Origin of the sequence: Aeromonas sp. YN13HZO-058 (assembly GCF_001921245.1) — a bacterium.
GTDB lineage: Bacteria > Pseudomonadota > Gammaproteobacteria > Enterobacterales > Aeromonadaceae > Aeromonas > Aeromonas allosaccharophila.
Genome location: NZ_MQSY01000019.1, coordinates 1 through 17,083, shown reverse-complemented (window position 1 = coordinate 17,083; position 17,083 = coordinate 1). Strand labels below are relative to the sequence as shown.

Below are 17,083 nucleotides of genomic sequence, written 5' to 3'. Positions count from 1 at the left end.
ACAGGATATCGAGCTGATTGACCAGCTGGGTCATGGGGACGTGGCGGAAGATGGCCATGCCGATGATGGCCCAGACCAGACACTCCATGGGCATACGGCGACGGCGCATGGTCGCGACGCCCTCTTCCCGCGTGGCTTGATGGGTTGCCATTGCGCGCAAGAAACGGTGACGCCAGAGGAAAGCGGTGTTTTTGCTGACCCCGCAACGCAGAGCGGCCTTGCGAACGGTCAGTCCTTCGATGAGGGCTTACGCGTAGTCTTCCCAGCATTGTTGCTTTACGCAACCGGGCCAAGGGCGTCTTGGTCAGGATGGTGCTGGTGTGCAGACACTGTTTGCAACGGTAGCGGCGTAGTCCCCGACTCCATCCCCAAGGCGCCAGCTGGGTGACATCGGCCTGACAATAGGGGCAACCGTTGCATGCCGGTAACTGGGTATTAAGTGAGGCAATGGTGTGGGGTGCAGTGAGCNCAGCTGGGTGACATCGGCCTGACAATAGGGGCAACCGTTGCATGCCGGTAACTGGGTATTAAGTGAGGCAATGGTGTGGGGTGCAGTGAGCTCCTGCTGAGCAACACGGCGCTGGCGCAGGGTAAGCAGTGGAAAGAGAGACAACAGGTGTTGAAAGGCTGGGGTATCCATGATGGTAGACCTCAAGGTGATGGCCTACTTCAAGATTAGCCTTTCAACACGTAATTGGGACAGCGCCTAACTTATCGGCATTACGCCTCAGGGCTTGCCTTTGTGCAATACCGCCACATCGGCGTGGGGGAAGCTGAGCTCGGCCTGCCAGCTGGCGGCCAGCACCTGAAACGATGCCTCGGCAAAGAAGACGATGTGGGTCGGGTCGTGGCGATAGCGCCAGTTTTTGAACCGCTCGTCACTGAGCACCCGCTGGGTCTGCAACACCAGCACGCCACCGGGTTTGAGGCAGCCCCACAACTGCTCCAGCACGGCGCGTGGCTCGGCGATATGCTCGATCACCTCGGTACTGGTGATGAAGTCGTACTGGCGCGCCAACAATTCGGGAAAATCGGCGTAGAACTTGTCGTACCCCGCCATCTGGTAACCCGCCTCGCGCCCCATCGCCAACAGCGCAGGGCCCGGGCCGCAGCCAAAGTCGAGGCCACTGGCCGGGATCGCTACCCGGCTCAGCACCTCGCCAAAGGCCCGCATCAGAAAAGTGCGATAACGGGGATCATCCACCCGGTTGTCGTGACCGTCATAGACCGCCTTCTCCGCCGCCTCATCCAGATGATCCGCTTCATCCAGCCACACCAGCTCGCACGCGAGGCAACGATGATAGCGCTTGCCCGCCACCGGCAAGGAGTAAGCTTGGGCGCTGGCGCACAGGGGGCAGCAGACACTGGATGACATGGCGGTTCCTCTTGGGTGCTTCCTGTTGGATAACAGCGGCGCAGATTGCCTGCCCGTCGCGTCGCTGACAACTTTTTTTGCTGCTTAAGGGTTTCTTAAGTTTGGGCTTTTACTCTCAAACCATCGCAAGAGAAGGAGTCACCCATGACCATCGAGATCCAAGCCCCCTACAGGTTGATCCTGGCCGAGTCCCCGCAGCAGGTCATGGCGCTGCAAAGCTATATCCAGGCCGCCTATACCCTCGAGTTCAACGCCCGTATCCCCCATTTTCTCCCCTGCCTGCTGGGGCTCTATCGGGCGGACGGGACGCTGGTCGGTGCCTGTGGTCTCAATCATGCCAGTGAGGGGCCTCTCTATCTGGAACAGTATCTGGAACAACCCATCGAGGCCGCCATCAACACCCGCCTCGGGGTCTATCCGGCACGCAACCGCATTATCGAAGTGGGCAATCTGGCCTGCAGCGAACCGGGCAATGCCCGCCTGATGTTTGCCTCCCTCTGCCGCATGCTGTGTGAAAACGCCCTCGACTACGTGGTCTTTACCGGCACCGCCAAGCTGCGCAACAGCTTTGCCCGTCTGCAACTCAATCCGGTGGAGCTGGCCCCCGCACAGGCCCATCAGGTGGGTGCCGACGCCGATGCCTGGGGTGAGTACTACCGTTGCCAACCCAAGGTGATGGTGGGTGACATCAATCAGGGGCGCGAGGTGCTGGCCCAGAGCAGCCTGCTGCTCAATCTGCTGGCCCCCATGCCAGTGCTTTTTACCGATGCAACCCTGACCTGTGAGAAAAGGTGCGCCCAATGAGCCTGTTCGACGCCATCGCCAAACATGCCCGCGATAATCCGCAATCCCCTGCGCTGCTGAGCAGCCAGCAGCACCTCGATTACCAGACCCTGTGGCAGCAGATCCAGCGTCTGGCCAGCCAGCTGCAACAGCTCGACATCAGCCGTCTGGCGCTGCAACTGGACAACGGCCTGCCATGGGCGCTGCTGGATCTGGCCTGTACCAAAGCAGGGATCGTAGTCATCCCGGTGCCCCACTTCTTCAGTCAGGCCCAGCAGGCCTGGTTGCTGGAGAGCAGCGGCGCCGATGCGCTGGTCGGCCCACATCATCAGGGGTGGCATGCCGCCGAGCCGCTCTCGCTGATCACCGGCGAGCTGCCATTGTGGCGCCATACCCCGACCAATCGACCGGCGCTGCCCAAGGGCACCGCCAAGATCACCTACACCTCCGGCACCACGGGCCAGCCCAAGGGCGTCTGCCTGTCCCTGAACCAGATGATGGCGGTAAGCCATGCGCTGGCCGAGCGGGTCGCGTCAGCCAAGGTGGAAAAACACCTGACCCTGCTGCCGCTGGCGACCCTGCTTGAGAACATCACCGGCCTCTATGTGCCGCTGCTGACCGGCGCCTGCAGCCGTATTCCATCCCTCGGTGAGCTCGGCTTCACCGGCTCCAGCTCGCTCAATGGGGCCATGCTGGGGGAGGCGCTGCTGCGCTGGCCGACCCACAGTCTGGTGCTGGTGCCCGAGCTGCTGCGCCTGCTGCTGGCACTCTGCACCAGCACACCGACGCTGGCCCAACAGCTCAAGAGCCTGCGCTTTATTGCCGTCGGTGGCGGCAAGGTGGCCCCCGACCTGATCAAACATGCCCGCCAGCTCGGCCTGCCGGTCTATGAGGGGTATGGCCTCTCGGAGTGTGGCTCCGTGGTGGCGCTCAACAGTCCGGATGCTGACAAGCCTGGCAGCGTGGGCCGCCCCCTGCCCCACTGTCAGGTCACCATCGCCAGCGATGGCGAAATTATGGTGAGCGGCAGTGCCATGCTGGGCTATCTCGGCAACAACGAACCGACTCCCGAACAGATTGCCGCTGGCGAACCTTCTGCCATGCAGATCGCCACTGGCGATCTGGGTCATCTGGATGATGAGGGCTACCTCCATATCACCGGGCGCAAGAAGAATGTCCAGATCACCGCTTTTGGCCGCAACTTCTCACCGGAGTGGGTGGAAGCCGAGGCTCAGCTCTGCCCCGCCATCGCCCGCATCGTGGTCTTTGGCGACGGGCAACCGGCCAACGTGGCGCTGATCCAGCCCCTGCCGGGGAAAGAGGCGGATCTGCCACGCCAGATCGCCGGTCTGAACCAGCGGCTGCCCGATTATGCCCGGCTGCACCACTGGTTGCCGGTGGCGCTGGATCAACATCCCGGGCTGCTGACCGCCAACGGGCGTCCCCGTCGCAACGAGATTTACCAACACTTTTCCCAACAAATTAGCCAATGCCTTACCGGAGAATCGTCATGAGCTTCTATCAGACTCTGCAACAAGCCACTGCCAGTGAGCGTGAGCATCTGTTCAATGCCCCCATCATCGAAGCCTGCCGCCGTGGCGACATCAGCCGTGACACCTATCTCGCCTTTCTGGCACAGGCTTACTATCACGTGCGCCAGACTATTCCGCTCCTGATGGCAACCGGCGGCAAGCTGGGTCAGGAGTACGAGTGGGTGCGTGGCGCCCTTGCCGAGTACATCGACGAGGAGTATGGCCATCAGGAGTGGATCCTCAACGACATCCGCGCCTGTGGCGGCGATGCCGAGGCGGTACGCCACGGCCAGCCCGGGCTGCCCATCGAGCTGATGGTCGCCTTCCTCTACGACCAGATCCAGCGCGGCAACCCCATGGGCTTCTTCGGCATGGTGCAGGTACTGGAAGGCACCAGCGTGGCCATCGCGCTGACCGTCGCCGACCAGCTGAAAAAGGGTCTCGGCCTGCCACCGCAGGCGATGAGCTACCTGAGCTCTCACGGCACCCTGGATCAGGAACACCTCAAGTTCTTTGAATCCCTGATGGATCGGGTCGAAAGCCCGGCGGATCAGGCGGCCATCATTCACTCGACCAAGGTGGTCTACCGCCTCTATGGCGAGATGCTCTACAACCTCACCGCCACTCCGTAAGTCGGCAGCGGATCAGCAGACAGCAAAAAGGGAACCCACACCATGAACCTTGAAGGGAAACTCGTGCTGCTCACCGGCGCCAGCGGTGGCATAGGTGAAGAGCTGGCGCAGGAGCTGGCGGCCCAGGGGGCCCACCTGCTGCTGCACGGACGTCGCGGTCCGGCGCTGGATCGGCTATGCAAGTCACTGCCGCATCCCGAGCGCCATCAGGTGGTACTCGCCGACCTCGGCTCTGCGCAGGAGCGGGCCAAGCTGTTGCAACACCCGGCGCTGGAGAACGGGCTCGACATCCTGATCAACAACGCCGGCTGCAACCAGTTTGCCTGGCTGGAAGATCAGAGCTTCGAACAGGTGGAGCGCCAGCTGCTGCTCAATATCGAGGCACCGATCCAGCTCACCCGGGTACTACTGCCCAGATTGCGCAAGCCGGGGATCATAATGAACATGGGGTCGAGCCTGGGCAGCATCGGCTACCCCGGTTACAGCGTCTACTGCGCCAGCAAATTTGCCATGCGCGGCTTTAGCGAGGCGCTGGGACGGGAGCTGGAGGGCAGCGGCATCAAGGTGCTGCACTTTGCCCCCCGCGCCACCCGCACCAAGCTCAATTCCGAAGCCGCCTACGAGATGAATGCGGCGCTCGGCACCCAGACCGACAGCCCGCAGGAGGTGGCCGAAGAGGCCGTCATCGCCCTGTGCAACGAAACCCGCCGCAGCTGGTTCGGCTGGCCGGAAAAACTGTTTGTGCGGCTCAATGCCCTGCTGCCGGGCATTGTCGACAAGGCGCTGGCCAGACAGCTGCCAATTATCAAACGTTATGCCCGTCATCTTCAGCCAAGGACGACTGATACCAGCGCCAACAGTGCGCCACAACCAGACTTGTCCCGCCCGATCCCGACCAAGAAGGAGCATTAATATGAACTTTTTCCGTCACTCCGTGACCTCTTGTGCCATCGCCATCCTGCTGGGATCCACCTCGGTCATGGCCGCGGATGATGCTCTCGAGCCCATCCAGCAGCAGTGGGCCGTCTGCCAGTATCAACAGACCGGCAAGGCGAAAGAGAGCTGCCTCGAGACCCTGAGCACCCAGGCCGAAGCGGCCAGCACCAAGGAGCCTTTTCGCGCCGATCTGCTGATCTGGTCGGCCATCGTCAAGAGCACCTGGGCGGGGGCCAAAGGGGGGCTGGGGGCACTGGGTCTGGTGAAAGAGGCCAAGGCCAAGCTGGAGCTGGCGCTCAAGCAGGATCCCAAGGCGCTGGACGGCTCCGCCTATACCAGTCTGGGCTCGCTCTACTATCAGGTGCCCGGCTGGCCGGTCGGCTTTGGCGATGACGAGAAGGCGGAGCAGCTGCTCAAGCAGGCGCTGGCCATCAATCCGGATGGCATCGACCCCAACTTCTTCTATGGCGACTTCCTGCTGGATCAGGGTCGCAAGTCCGAGGCCAAAACCTACCTCGACAAGGCGCTGGCCGCCCCGGCCCGCCCGGGCCGCGAAGTGGCCGATGAAGGGCGCAGGATGGAGATCCGCGAAAAACTGGCCAAGCTATAAATCCCTGATGGATCAAAGATCTATTTAAACTCTGCCCACCAGCTTGCATACTGGTGGGCAGCGTTGTTTATGCCACGGCACGCCCTGGCGCTGAGCCCCATCGCGACACCCAACAAACAGGGAGAAAAGAATGCGGATCCTGCTGGTAGAAGATGATGTGATGCTGGGGGATGGTATGCAGGATGCACTGCGCCATAGCGGCTACACGGTGGACTGGCTGCAACAGGGATTGCCCGCCCTGACGGCCCTCAAGAGCGACGAGTTCGCCGCCCTGATCCTCGATCTCAACCTGCCCGACATCGACGGCCTCAGCCTGTTGCGCAAGCTGCGCCGGGAGGGCCACCAGCTGCCGGTGCTGATCCTCACCGCCCGCGATGCGCTGGACGATCGGGTGGTCGGCCTCGATGCCGGCTCCGACGACTACATGGTCAAGCCCTTCGCCCTGCAGGAGCTCAACGCCCGCCTGCGCGCTCTGGTTCGTCGCAGCAAGGGGCAGGCTCAGGCGGTGCTGGAGTATGGCGATATCCTTATCTATCCCGAATCCCAGCAGGTCACCTATCAGGGGGAGGCGGTCAAACTCACCCCCCATGAATACAAGCTGCTGCAGGAGCTGATCAGCCAGAGCGGCCGGGTGCTGAGCAAGGATCAGCTGCAACAGAGCCTCTACGGCTGGGACGAGGGGGCCGAAAGCAACGCGGTAGAGGTGCATATCCACCATCTGCGCAAGAAGTTCTACAGTGACCTCATCCGCAATATTCGCGGGGTCGGCTACATCATTCCCCAGCTCGAACAACCTAGCCGGACACCCGCACGATGAAACGTCCCCGCTCCATTCGCCGCTTTCTGCTCACCGGTATCCTGACGCTGGTGAGTCTGAGTCTCACCATCAGCGCCTTTATCGGCTACATGGAGGCGAGCCATGAGATGGAGGAGCTGTTTGATGCCCGCCTCGCCCAGTCGGCCCGCATCACCAACCAGCTGCTGGCCCGCTACATGGCCCAGCAGGGGCAGCTGCCCGCCAACGGCACCGTCTATCAGGAGTGGGAGGCGCAAAATCCCGATGAGTGGCAAAAAGATCCCGGCCTCAACCTGACCGGCGAGGATCGGGAGATCACCCCCTACGGCCACGAGTTCGAACGCAATCTCTACTTCCAGCTGCTCGATGAAAAAGGCGGCCTGCTGCTGCGCGCCCCCAGCGCCCCGGAGCAGCCACTGGTCACCCTGGCCATCGGCTTTGACACGGTCGAAAAAGATCGTCACCAGTGGCGCACCTTCACCCTCTACAACCAGCAGGAGCAGACCTGGCTGGTGGTAGCGGAGCGGGATGACGAGCGCAGCGAACTGGCCAGCAAGATGGCCACCCTCACCATGCTGCCGCTGCTGATCACCCTGCCCTTCCTGCTGGCCCTGCTCTGGTGGCTCATCACCCGCGGGCTGGCCCCCCTGCGCCAGTTGGCCCAGGCCATCAGCGAACGCCATCCCGCCAACCTGAGCCCGCTCAGCCTCAAGGTAAGCGCGCAGGAGCTGACGCCTCTCACCAACGAGATCAACCGGTTGATGCTGGCGCTGGCGGAGACCATCGAGCGGGAGAAACAGTTCACCAACGAGGCGGCCCACGAGCTGCGCACCCCGCTGGCGGTGCTGCGCATCCACAGTGAAAATGCCCTGGCGGCCGATGATGACGCCAGCCGCCAACAGTCCTTGCACAAGATGCTGCAGGCTCTCGACCGCAGCGATCGGCTGATCCGCCAACTGCTGACCCAGGCCCGTATCGACAACCAGCAGGGGCTGGTATTGACCGAACTGGAGGTGGGCCACCTGCTGCAAGGCACCCTCGCAACGCTGGCTCCCATTGCCCTCAAGAAGGATCAGCAACTGTCGCTGGAGTGTGAATTACCGCTGCTGGTGATGGGGCAGGCCACCCTGCTCGACCTGCTGTTCAGTAATCTCATCGACAATGCGCTGCGCTACACCCAGCCGGAGGGCGAGATCAAGGTGCGGGTTCAGCGGGAGGGCAACCGGGTGAGAGTGGATGTGAGCGACAACGGCCCCGGCATTCCCACCAGCGCCTTGCCCCGGCTGTGTGAACGCTTCTTTCGGGTCAATCCCCAGCAGGGGGATGGCGTCGGCCTCGGCATGGCCATCGTCTCGCGCATTGCCCAGCTGCACGGCGCCGATCTCGATGTCCACAACCGGCCGGAAGGGGGGCTGGAGGTAAGTGTGTTACTCCCGCTGCCGCCGCCAAGATAAGCAAACAGCCCGCGATGCGGGCTGTGTGCTTTCAATGACAAGCTGGCTGTACGGTAAAGGTTCGACTGGAATCCACCGGGCCCAGCTCGGCCAGCAGGCGGCGGCCCAGCAGCACCGGATAGATCATCTTGCTGCGATCCCGCAGGGTGAACCACTCCTCATACACCTTGTCTCCCAGACAGATGGACATGGTCACCGTTGGCCGCTGCTCCATGCCGCCCGCCCCGCGCACCGTCACGCTGCGCTCGACCCGCCTCTCGAACTGCTGTTTGACCAGTTTGCCGCTGTCGGCATCGGTCACCACCAGCCTGAAGCGCACCCAGGGCTTGCCATCCCGTTTGAATCTGGTGATGGAGCGTGCATCGAGGGAAGAGGTGAGCGCACCGGTGTCGAGTTTCATCTTCACCGCCACGCCGGTAGGCAAAATAAGTCCCTTCTCAATCCAGCCATAGCTGGTCGGGGTCTCTGCCAGCGCACTGCCACACAGTGCCAGCATCAGGGTCATTCCCACCATCATCTTGCCCATTTTACGGTCCTGCCTTGTCAATCCTGCGCCCAGATCTACCACAGTCGCCTCGGGGGTCAATCCGATTTATTTCAGTGAGTTGGATAATGCCGGGCGGATCAGAAGAGAGGCGACAAAGAGTGGCCAGAGGGCGGCCCAAGCGGGCGGGAATATCGATGGGGAGCAAGGCACCGAGCGGTGCTGGATGAAACTGGTGGTTAACCTCAGGTTGTGACGCCAAAGGCTACCACAACAGTGAGTGAATTATCAGTCTTGTTCTGGAGGGATTTTTGCCTACACTGTTGTAAACCGGAGGGCCTGAAAACCACCGGTTTTTTTGCGCCTGCCGAAAATTTGCCACTGCAAAAGTGACTTTCAACAAGGCTCAATAAGGAATTTGTAATGCGTATCGAAGAAGACTTGAAGCTCGGTTTCAAGGATGTCCTGTTCCGCCCCAAGCGCTCTACTCTCAAGAGCCGTTCCCAAGTCAGCCTGACCCGTCAGTTCACCTTCAAGCACACCCAGACTCAATGGCAAGGCGTTCCCGTTATCGCCGCCAACATGGATACCGTCGGCAGCTTCGCCATGGCCAGAACCCTGGCTGGCTTCGAGATGATGACTGCAGTCCACAAACACTACAGCCTTGAGCAGTGGCAAACCTTCGTCAACGAAACCGATCCGGCCCTGCTGGGCCATGTGATGGTATCGACCGGCACCTCACCGGATGACTTCGCCAAGACCCGCCAGATCCTCGCCATGTCCGAAGCGCTGCGCTTCATCTGTGTCGACGTGGCCAATGGCTACTCCGAGCACTTCGTCGAGTTCGTGCGCAAAATCCGTGACGCCTGCCCCAACCATGTCATTCTGGCGGGCAACGTGGTCACCGGCGAGATGGTGGAAGAGCTGATCCTCTCCGGCGCCGACATCGTCAAGGTCGGCATCGGACCGGGCTCGGTCTGCACCACCCGCGTCAAGACCGGTGTCGGCTATCCGCAGCTCTCCGCAATTATCGAGTGTGCCGATGCGGCCCACGGTCTCGGTGGCCAGATCGTTGGTGACGGCGGCTGCACCTGTCCGGGTGACGTCGCCAAGGCCTTCGGCGGCGGCGCCGACTTCGTGATGCTGGGTGGCATGCTGGCAGCTCACGAGGAGTGCGGTGGCGAAATCGTCGATGTGAACGGTGAGCCCTTCATGAAGTTCTATGGCATGAGCTCCTCCAGCGCCATGGACAAACACGCCGGTGGCGTCGCCGAGTATCGCGCCTCCGAAGGCAAGATGGTGCTGCTGCCCTATCGCGGCCCAGTCGAGAACGCGGTGCGCGACATTCTGGGCGGCGTGCGCTCCACCTGCACCTACGTCGGCGCCAGCCAACTCAAGGAACTCACCAAGCGCACCACCTTTATCCGGGTGCGTGAGCAGGAGAACAACGTCTACGGCAAGGAGTAACCTGCCGCAGACCGTCGTCACGCGCTGACGGTTAGAAGCCAGCCAACCGGTGTGCTACCCTGCGCACCGGTTTTTTTGCATCTGGAACCCCGCGCCATGACCAGCCCCCTGCCCCCGTTTGACTGGGACATCTTCTGTTGCGTTGTCGACAACTTCGGCGATATCGGCGTCACCTGGCGGCTCGCTCGTCAGCTAAAGCGGGAGGGGAAGATTGCGGCACATGGCAATAATGTCCAGGTGCGGCTCTGGGTCGACGATCTGGCAAGCTTTGCCCGCATCTGTCCGGGACTCGACCCGGCGCAGGATGGCCAGTGGGTCGATGGCATCTATGTTCAGCACTGGGATGAGACCCTGCCAACTGACATGACCCCAGCCAGGGTGGTGATCGAAGCCTTTGCCTGCAAACTGCCCACCCCCTTCATCGAACTGATGGCGAGCCAACCCAAGCCCCCCTGCTGGATCAATCTGGAGTACCTCTCGGCGGAGAGCTGGGTCGAGGATTGCCACGCCCTCGCCTCGCCGCAGCGGGTTGGCAATAAAAGCCTCAACAAATACTTCTTCTTCCCGGGCTTTACCGCTAAAACCGGCGGTCTCCTGTGCGAGCACGACCTCATCGCCGAACGGGAACAGTGGCAGCAGGATCAGGCGGGACTGGCTGCCTACTGGGCCAGCCTCGGTTTGTCGCCAAAACAAGAGCACGAGCTGCGGGTCAGCCTCTTTACCTACGAGAGCGATGCGCTGGTAACTCTGGTCGAGAGCTGGTGCCAGAGCGCCACGCCCGTCACCCTGCTGCTGCCGCTGGGGCGCTCGCTGCAGGATGTGCTGCGCGGCGCAGGCCTTGAAGGGGCCATCACCACCGCCAGAGCGGGGGATCTGCTCCACGCGGGCAACCTCACCATCAAGCTGCTGCCGATGACCGATCAGGCTGGTTACGATCGGCTGCTGTGGAGCTGCGATCTCAATCTGGTGCGTGGGGAGGACTCCTTCGTGCGGGCCCAGTGGGCAGCCCGTCCTTTCCTGTGGCACATCTACCAGCAGGAGGAGGAGGCCCATCTGGTCAAGCTGGAGCAGTTCCTCGACCACTATCTTGCCGATCTGCCCGCCGATTGCGCCCAATGGCTACGCCACTTCAATCTGGCCCTCAATCGTGGCGAAGATTGCCGCGAACTTTGGGCCCAATGGCCCCGATATAGCGCCATTTGGCAGCAACATGGGCGAAGCTGGTCACAGAAGTTGCTCCGGGATGGGGATCTCGTCACGCGGTTGGTGAAATTTTTAGAAAGCCGTATATAATCTGGCAGTTTTTATCCGTCCGTTTCACGAACAGGAATTTTTTACATGAAAACCGCACAGGAAATCCGCGCTGGTAACGTAGTCATGATCGGCACCGAGCCGATGGTGGTTCAGAAGGCTGAATTCAACAAATCCGGCCGTAACTCCGCCGTGGTCAAAATGAAGCTGAAGGGCCTGCTGAACGGCAGCGCGACCGAGACCGTCTTCAAGGCCGACGACAAGCTGGACGTAGTTCAGCTGGAACGTAAAGAGTGCACCTACTCCTACTTCTCCGATCCCCTGTATGTCTTTATGGACACCGAGTACAACCAGTACGACGTAGAGAAAGACAACCTGGGTGACGTGCTGAACTACCTGGTAGACGGCATGGAAGACATCTGCGAAGTGACTTTCTACAACGAGAAAGCGATCTCCGTAGAACTGCCGACCACCATCGTGCGCGAAGTTGAGTACACCGAGCCGGCTGCCCGTGGCGACACCTCCGGTAAAGTGACCAAGCCTGCCCGTCTGAAAGGCACTACCTACGAGCTGGCTGTTGCCGCCTTCGTAGAGATCGGTGACAAGATCGAAATCGACAGCCGCACCGGCGAATTCAAGCGTCGCGTCAACTAATTGACCGCCATGCGTTGAATGAAGAAAGCGAGCCACCGGCTCGCTTTTTTTATTGTGGGCTCTCCCGGCGGCTGTATTCTGTACACCAACATGGCTAAATGGTGCCATGCATGCCAACTCTTGCCCGAGTGATACCCCATATGACATTGACCACCAAAATCCTCTTGCTGCTGGCCACCTTGCTCCTGCTGGCGCTCTCGGGCTGGCAGCCTTATGACAGGGCAACCTGGCTGATGGAGGTCGCGCCGGTGATCATCATCATCCCATTGCTGCTGCTGACCCATCGCACGTTTCCCCTCACCAGCCTGCTCTATCTCTGCATCTTCCTCCATGCCATGGTCTTGATGCTGGGAGGCGCCTATACCTACGCCCGCGTGCCGCTCGGTTTCGAGCTGCAACAGTGGTTGGAACTTGGCCGCAACCCTTATGACAAGATTGGTCACTTCTTTCAGGGGTTTGTGCCCGCCCTGGCCTGTCGGGAGATCCTGCTGCGCGGCGGATATGTACAAGGGGGCCGCATGCTGGCGTTTCTGGTGGTCTGCGTGGTGCTCGCTATCAGCGCCACCTATGAATTTATCGAGTGGGGAGCGGCACTGGCGCTGGGTCAGGGAGCCGACGAGTTTCTCGGCACCCAGGGGGACCCATGGGATACCCAATCCGATATGTTCTTCGCCCTGATCGGCGCCGTGGCCGCCCAGTTGTTGCTCTCGCGCCTGCACGACAGGCAGCTGACAGCTCTATCTTCACACCGCCACCGATAGGGGAGCACGCAACCTCCCCCGAACGGCACGAGACTCCCCCTGCGGGGGAGCCTCCTCTCAAGAAAATCCCGCCGCCGCCGCTAACCCAGATAACCGGGGGAGCACACTATGGCCAGATTATCCTTATCACTGCTGTTATTGACCTTGCTGGCTGGCCATGAGGCAGAGGCGAGCGAGGTCGCACCTCCCGTTGCCGAGCCACTGCCCATCGACTACTGGCAAGCCAGCGACTGGAAAGGGCTGCCCGATGCCACCCGGATTGACAAGCAGACGGTGCTGTTCGCCAAACACGACAGTGAAAACTATCTGGGGCTGGCCATTTTACTGCCGGACTGGCAGCGCAGCGGCCAGCTGTGGCAACTGACCCGCGCCCTCGGCCAGCTGGGCTTTGATACCCTGCTGCTGCTCCCCTCCCCCCAGCAGACTGAACTCGATCCTGCCGCCGAGAAAAAAGCGAAAAACAGCGATGAATTTCGCAAGCAGTTTGCCGAGCGGATCAGCAAGCTGGCCGATGCCAAGCTGCAGGAGGGGGGCTTCAAGCTGATCCTGGCGCAAGGTACCGGCGCCGCCTGGACCGCCAACCTCATCGCCAGCGAACAGTTGCCCGCCCCCGATGCGCTGGTGCTGCTCGACGGTTTCTTCCCCAACCAGCAGAGCAACCAGACCCTGGCCAAACAGGTGGCTCAGGCGGCCATCCCCACCCTGGATCTCTATCAGGAGGATGGCGGCCGCTGGCCCCTGCTGGCCGCCGAGGCCCGCAAAAGCGAGAGCCGCCGCAGCCACAAGCTCAACTATCGCCCCTACGCCCTGATGGAACTGGAGGAGACCCCCACCCGCATTCAGGGTTGGCTCAACCATCTGGGCTGGCTCTAAACCGGCCGCCACCGTGGCGCAACAAAGCGCGCGCCAGCTCACATCTGCCGGATAAAGCGCCCCCCTGGCACAGCGACAAGCTGGCCCTGACTGCATCCTCTTTGGCATCATGGCTCCTCGAACCTGAACAATGGCAGGAAGGTCCATGCAGCAAATCGTATTTCTCGACAGCGATACCCTGGATGCGGGCATCACCCTGCATCATCCCGACTTCCCCCATCACTGGCAGAGCTATCCGCGTACCGCCCCGGAACAGGTGGTGGAGCGGCTCAAAGATGCCCGCATCGCCATCATCAACAAGGTGCGGATCGGCGCCGCCGAGCTGGCCCAGCTGCCTGAGCTGAAACTCATTGCGCTGGCCGCCACCGGCAGCGACAACGTGGATCTGGAGGCGTGCCGCGCCGCCAACGTCGGGGTGTGCAACATCCGCAACTACTCGGGCCCCTCAGTGCCGGAGCACGCCATGGCGCTGATGCTGGCCCTGTCGCGCAACCTTTTCTGCTGGCGCCAGTCGCTGCTGGAGGGGCGCTGGCAGCAAAGCGGCCAGTTCTGCTTCTTCGACCACAACATCATGGATCTGCACGGCAAACAGCTCGGCATCATCGGCAAGGGGACGCTCGGTCAGGCGCTCGGCGAGCGGGCCAAAGGGATGGGGATGACGGTGCGCTACGCCCAGAGTCAGGTCGGCGCCAGCCACGACGAGGATCGCCTGCCCCTCGACGAACTGCTGCAAAGCTCGGACGTCATCAGCCTGCACTGCCCGCTTACCCCCTACACCCGCAACCTGATTGGCGAGCGGGAGCTGGATCTGATGAAACCGGGCGCCCTGCTGATCAACGTCGGCCGGGGCGGGCTGGTGGATGAGGAGGCGCTGCTGCAAGCGTTGGCCAACGGTCGGCTCGGCGGTGCCGGTTTCGATGTGGCGAGCGTCGAGCCGCCGCCCCCCGACCATCCCTTGATGAAGGCGCTGCAATACCCCCACTTCATTCTGACCCCTCATGTGGCGTGGGCCAGTGAGGAGTCGATGCAGCGTCTCGCCGATCAGCTGATCGACAACATCAACGCCTTTGCCGCCGGTCGCCGCCAGCACCGGCTGGTGTGACCGCGCGCTGGTAACCGCAAAATCAGGTGACCAGACCATGCAAAACGGGGCCAACAGGCCCCGTTTTGCATCTTCCGCATTCACTGCGCACGCATCAATCGTCGTCGTGCCACCTGTGCTTCTTATGCTTTTTGTGCTTCTTGTGGTGTTTGTGATGGTGATGATCATCGTCGTCATCGTAATAGCGATCCTGACTCTTGTGACCATCGCCGGTTTTGGCGCCGATGGCCGAACCACCCGCCCCGCCGACCCCGGCGCCGATCAGTTGACCGGTATCGCCGCCGACACTCTTGCCGATGGCGGCACCACCCAGCGCCCCCACCGCGCCGCCAAGGGCCGCTTCATTCTTGTTGCCCTTGTTGGCCGTCGCCGCGCCACCGGCAGCGCCGCCCAACGCAGCCCCCACCAGCGCGCCGGTATCACCCCCCAGCTCCTTGCCGATCATGGTGCCAGCCACCCCGCCCGCCCCGCCACCGAGAATGGTGTTGAGGGTTTCCGAACCGTGGGCCGCCGTACTGCCCAGCAATAACGCCCCCAGCAGAGCCAGAGCGCCGATGCCACGCGTATTCATCTCCATGGGTACTCCTGTCAAACCTGATTAATTTCCTCTGCACTATACAAACCGGCAGGCAGCAAGCCAGTGGGGGGCTGGCGGCAAATAGACTCTCAGTTGAAGCCCGGCAACAGGCGTGACCGGCAAGCTCGAATTCAATCGCTTGAATAACCACAAGAAAATTTTTATTTCACAGCAATGGCACGGCCCTCGGCAGGGCCGGGAGGCTGTCGCAGCCCCACCCCGACCACTGGCGATCGGACAGCTCCTGTCACCTGCGCGGGACTTGCGAGCGCAATCTCAGCTGGGCTGGCTGTTCAGCTAGCCTCAACCCCGTTAACTGACACTCAACGGGATCGCCTGTGTGCAGGGTATTAACCCTCAGTTGAAAGTGAACCCACTGTGTGTAAACGCCCGGAAGATAATCGGGTGGTATAGTCTATAACTTGAGCGATTGGAGCCGGATGGCCTTGCTGCCAGCGCCGAAGATGACTATCAGGCAAACAAAGGAGATGTTATGAGCAGTCCGTTTATCGAGCAGATCAAAGCACGTCGCACCATCTATGCCCTGGGTGACCAGGTGTCCCATACGCCGGAGCAGCTGACGGCCCTGATCCAGGATGCCATCAAGCACAGCCCCTCCTCCTTCAACTCCCAGAGCTCCCGCGCCGTCATTCTGTTTGGCGCCCAACACCACAAGCTGTGGGATATGGTCAAAGCCGAGCTGAAGAAGATTGTGCCGCCGGAAGCCTATGCCCAGAGTGAGGCCAAGGTGGATGGCAGCTTCCGCGCAGGCTTTGGCACAGTGCTGTTCTTCGAGGACACCGACGTCATCAAGGATCTGCAGCAAAAATTCGCCCTCTATGCCGACAACTTCCCCGTCTGGTCGGAGCATGCCACCGGCATCGCCCAGTTTGCGGTCTGGACCACGCTGGCTCAGGAGAAGATCGGTGCATCCCTGCAGCACTACAACCCACTCATCGACGAGGCGGTACGCAAGGAGTGGAACCTGCCCGCCAGCTGGCTGCTGCGCGCCCAGATGCCCTTTGGCAGCATCAAGCAAGCGGCTGGCGACAAGACCTTTATCGACGACGCCACCCGTTTCCGCGTCTTCAAATAGGCTATGTCCCAATTACGTGTTGCATGGGGCGTCCCAGCGCTTCATGCAAACACGCTTTGATATTTACGCCCCTCCAGTAACGCTCCAGCATCCTGCGCCAACCCAGATAATTCCTCAGATAATGAGTCGCAACGCCATGGAAGTGCTCCATCCACTCTTTCAACCGATGGTGATACCCGTTCACGTGCTAGATGTGTGATACGCACCGACCACCCGTTCGCCTTGGCGATTGTGCACTACCTGATGGGTTACGCCCTGCTCTTTGCTGAAACAGGCATACACACCCGCTCCATCGCTACACAGTACCGCATCCGGTGATACCAGCGGCTGCAAGACCGCGATGACCGCCTCGGCATCTATTTTCTCCAACTGAAAATCCGCATGGTGGCCTGCTCGGTCTTGTACCACCATCACCGAGATGTAATCCGGCCCGGTTCCACGGGTTCGCCCCTTACCACCACGATGTCTTGGCGGACGTGGTAGTCCCCGTTGCCCCTTGAACGATTCGAGGAAGAAGGTCTCGTCTACCTCAACGATGCCCTCTTTGTAGTGGTCAACTAAATCCGGACACTTGGTTAGGCCGATCCTCGGCTTTTGCTGGCGGTATCCCGTCATTGTATTGATGTGGACGCCCCCAGTTGTAGGAATCCATCAGGTAATAGCTGATATCCCGCTTCGCTTCCCGCAGACTCACGTATCC

Annotated in this window: 17 protein-coding genes and 4 pseudogenes; 14 read left to right on the top strand and 7 right to left on the bottom strand. The window is 61.2% G+C overall.

Going from position 1 to position 17,083, the window contains the following annotated elements; all coding sequences use genetic code 11:
* The 3 genes and pseudogenes from BSP75_RS21880 to BSP75_RS03730 all read right to left on the bottom strand — a co-directional run.
* Positions 1 to 127 (bottom strand): annotated as a pseudogene (locus BSP75_RS21880) (transposase domain-containing protein); the annotation flags it as partial.
* A pseudogene (locus tag BSP75_RS21240) lies at positions 116 to 640 on the bottom strand (helix-turn-helix domain-containing protein); the annotation flags it as partial. The pseudogenes BSP75_RS21240 and BSP75_RS21880, both read right to left, overlap by 12 nt.
* 87 nt (positions 641 to 727) lie before the next feature.
* Positions 728 to 1,375 carry a class I SAM-dependent methyltransferase gene (locus BSP75_RS03730; protein WP_075112271.1) on the bottom strand — a complete coding sequence of 216 codons (648 nt, stop codon included), beginning with the start codon at positions 1,373 to 1,375 and terminating at the stop codon, positions 728 to 730.
* Positions 1,376 to 1,519: 144 nt separating this feature from the next.
* Here BSP75_RS03730 and BSP75_RS03725 point away from each other — a divergent pair, with 144 nt between their 5' ends.
* From BSP75_RS03725 to BSP75_RS03695, 7 genes are all read left to right on the top strand, one after another.
* Complete coding sequence (locus BSP75_RS03725) at positions 1,520 to 2,179, top strand: thermostable hemolysin (protein WP_075112270.1); 660 nt, start codon at positions 1,520 to 1,522, stop codon at positions 2,177 to 2,179.
* Positions 2,176 to 3,672 carry an AMP-dependent synthetase/ligase gene (locus BSP75_RS03720; RefSeq protein WP_075112269.1) on the top strand — a complete coding sequence of 499 codons (1,497 nt, stop codon included), beginning with the start codon at positions 2,176 to 2,178 and terminating at the stop codon, positions 3,670 to 3,672. The genes BSP75_RS03725 and BSP75_RS03720 overlap by 4 nt, the downstream gene beginning before the upstream one ends.
* Complete coding sequence (locus BSP75_RS03715; protein ID WP_075112268.1) at positions 3,669 to 4,322, top strand: iron-containing redox enzyme family protein; 654 nt, start codon at positions 3,669 to 3,671, stop codon at positions 4,320 to 4,322. Before BSP75_RS03720 ends, BSP75_RS03715 begins: the two co-directional genes overlap by 4 nt.
* A 42-nt stretch (positions 4,323 to 4,364) precedes the next feature.
* The gene (locus BSP75_RS03710) at positions 4,365 to 5,234 is read left to right on the top strand and encodes an SDR family oxidoreductase (protein WP_075112267.1); all 870 of its coding nucleotides are present in this window, start codon (positions 4,365 to 4,367) and stop codon (positions 5,232 to 5,234) included.
* Positions 5,235 to 5,301: 67 nt separating this feature from the next.
* On the top strand, positions 5,302 to 5,868 hold the full coding sequence (locus tag BSP75_RS03705) for a tetratricopeptide repeat protein (protein WP_253186608.1): 567 nt from the start codon (positions 5,302 to 5,304) through the stop codon (positions 5,866 to 5,868).
* Positions 5,869 to 5,998: 130 nt separating this feature from the next.
* On the top strand, positions 5,999 to 6,685 hold the full coding sequence (locus BSP75_RS03700; RefSeq protein WP_042658593.1) for a response regulator: 687 nt from the start codon (positions 5,999 to 6,001) through the stop codon (positions 6,683 to 6,685).
* Positions 6,682 to 8,118 (top strand): ATP-binding protein, encoded by a 1,437-nt coding sequence (locus BSP75_RS03695; protein ID WP_075112265.1) that lies wholly within the window; start codon positions 6,682 to 6,684, stop codon positions 8,116 to 8,118. The genes BSP75_RS03700 and BSP75_RS03695 overlap by 4 nt, the downstream gene beginning before the upstream one ends.
* A 31-nt stretch (positions 8,119 to 8,149) precedes the next feature.
* On the opposite strand, the gene BSP75_RS03690 is transcribed toward BSP75_RS03695, so the two are convergent.
* On the bottom strand, positions 8,150 to 8,644 hold the full coding sequence (locus BSP75_RS03690) for a RimK/LysX family protein (RefSeq protein ID WP_083617038.1): 495 nt from the start codon (positions 8,642 to 8,644) through the stop codon (positions 8,150 to 8,152).
* Between the two features lie 381 nt (positions 8,645 to 9,025).
* Between BSP75_RS03690 and BSP75_RS03685 the strand changes: the two genes are divergently transcribed.
* From BSP75_RS03685 to BSP75_RS03660, 6 genes are all read left to right on the top strand, one after another.
* Positions 9,026 to 10,069 carry a GMP reductase gene (locus BSP75_RS03685; RefSeq protein WP_075112264.1) on the top strand — a complete coding sequence of 348 codons (1,044 nt, stop codon included), beginning with the start codon at positions 9,026 to 9,028 and terminating at the stop codon, positions 10,067 to 10,069.
* Positions 10,070 to 10,165: 96 nt separating this feature from the next.
* Positions 10,166 to 11,362: an elongation factor P maturation arginine rhamnosyltransferase EarP gene (gene earP, locus BSP75_RS03680; protein ID WP_075112263.1), complete on the top strand. Its 1,197-nt coding sequence runs from the start codon at positions 10,166 to 10,168 to the stop codon at positions 11,360 to 11,362.
* A gap of 45 nt (positions 11,363 to 11,407) precedes the next feature.
* Positions 11,408 to 11,974, top strand: coding sequence for an elongation factor P (gene efp, locus BSP75_RS03675; protein ID WP_033137526.1), 567 nt, complete (start codon positions 11,408 to 11,410; stop codon positions 11,972 to 11,974).
* A 140-nt stretch (positions 11,975 to 12,114) separates the two neighbouring features.
* Positions 12,115 to 12,735, top strand: coding sequence for a DUF2238 domain-containing protein (locus BSP75_RS03670; RefSeq protein WP_075112262.1), 621 nt, complete (start codon positions 12,115 to 12,117; stop codon positions 12,733 to 12,735).
* A 108-nt stretch (positions 12,736 to 12,843) separates the two neighbouring features.
* Positions 12,844 to 13,608: a DUF3530 family protein gene (locus tag BSP75_RS03665; RefSeq protein ID WP_075112261.1), complete on the top strand. Its 765-nt coding sequence runs from the start codon at positions 12,844 to 12,846 to the stop codon at positions 13,606 to 13,608.
* Positions 13,609 to 13,753: 145 nt separating this feature from the next.
* On the top strand, positions 13,754 to 14,710 hold the full coding sequence (locus tag BSP75_RS03660) for a D-2-hydroxyacid dehydrogenase (RefSeq protein WP_042658588.1): 957 nt from the start codon (positions 13,754 to 13,756) through the stop codon (positions 14,708 to 14,710).
* Positions 14,711 to 14,804: 94 nt separating this feature from the next.
* On the opposite strand, the gene BSP75_RS03655 is transcribed toward BSP75_RS03660, so the two are convergent.
* Entirely contained in the window at positions 14,805 to 15,287 is a 483-nt protein-coding gene (locus tag BSP75_RS03655) for a hypothetical protein (RefSeq protein ID WP_075112260.1), read from the bottom strand.
* Between the two features lie 493 nt (positions 15,288 to 15,780).
* Here BSP75_RS03655 and BSP75_RS03650 point away from each other — a divergent pair, with 493 nt between their 5' ends.
* The gene (locus tag BSP75_RS03650; protein ID WP_075112259.1) at positions 15,781 to 16,383 is read left to right on the top strand and encodes a nitroreductase family protein; all 603 of its coding nucleotides are present in this window, start codon (positions 15,781 to 15,783) and stop codon (positions 16,381 to 16,383) included.
* Between the two features lies 1 nt (position 16,384).
* On the opposite strand, the pseudogene BSP75_RS03645 reads toward BSP75_RS03650, so the two are convergent.
* Positions 16,385 to 16,929, bottom strand: a pseudogene (locus BSP75_RS03645) (IS1595 family transposase); the annotation flags it as partial.
* Between the two features lie 7 nt (positions 16,930 to 16,936).
* A pseudogene (locus tag BSP75_RS21445) lies at positions 16,937 to 17,083 on the bottom strand (IS3 family transposase); the annotation flags it as partial.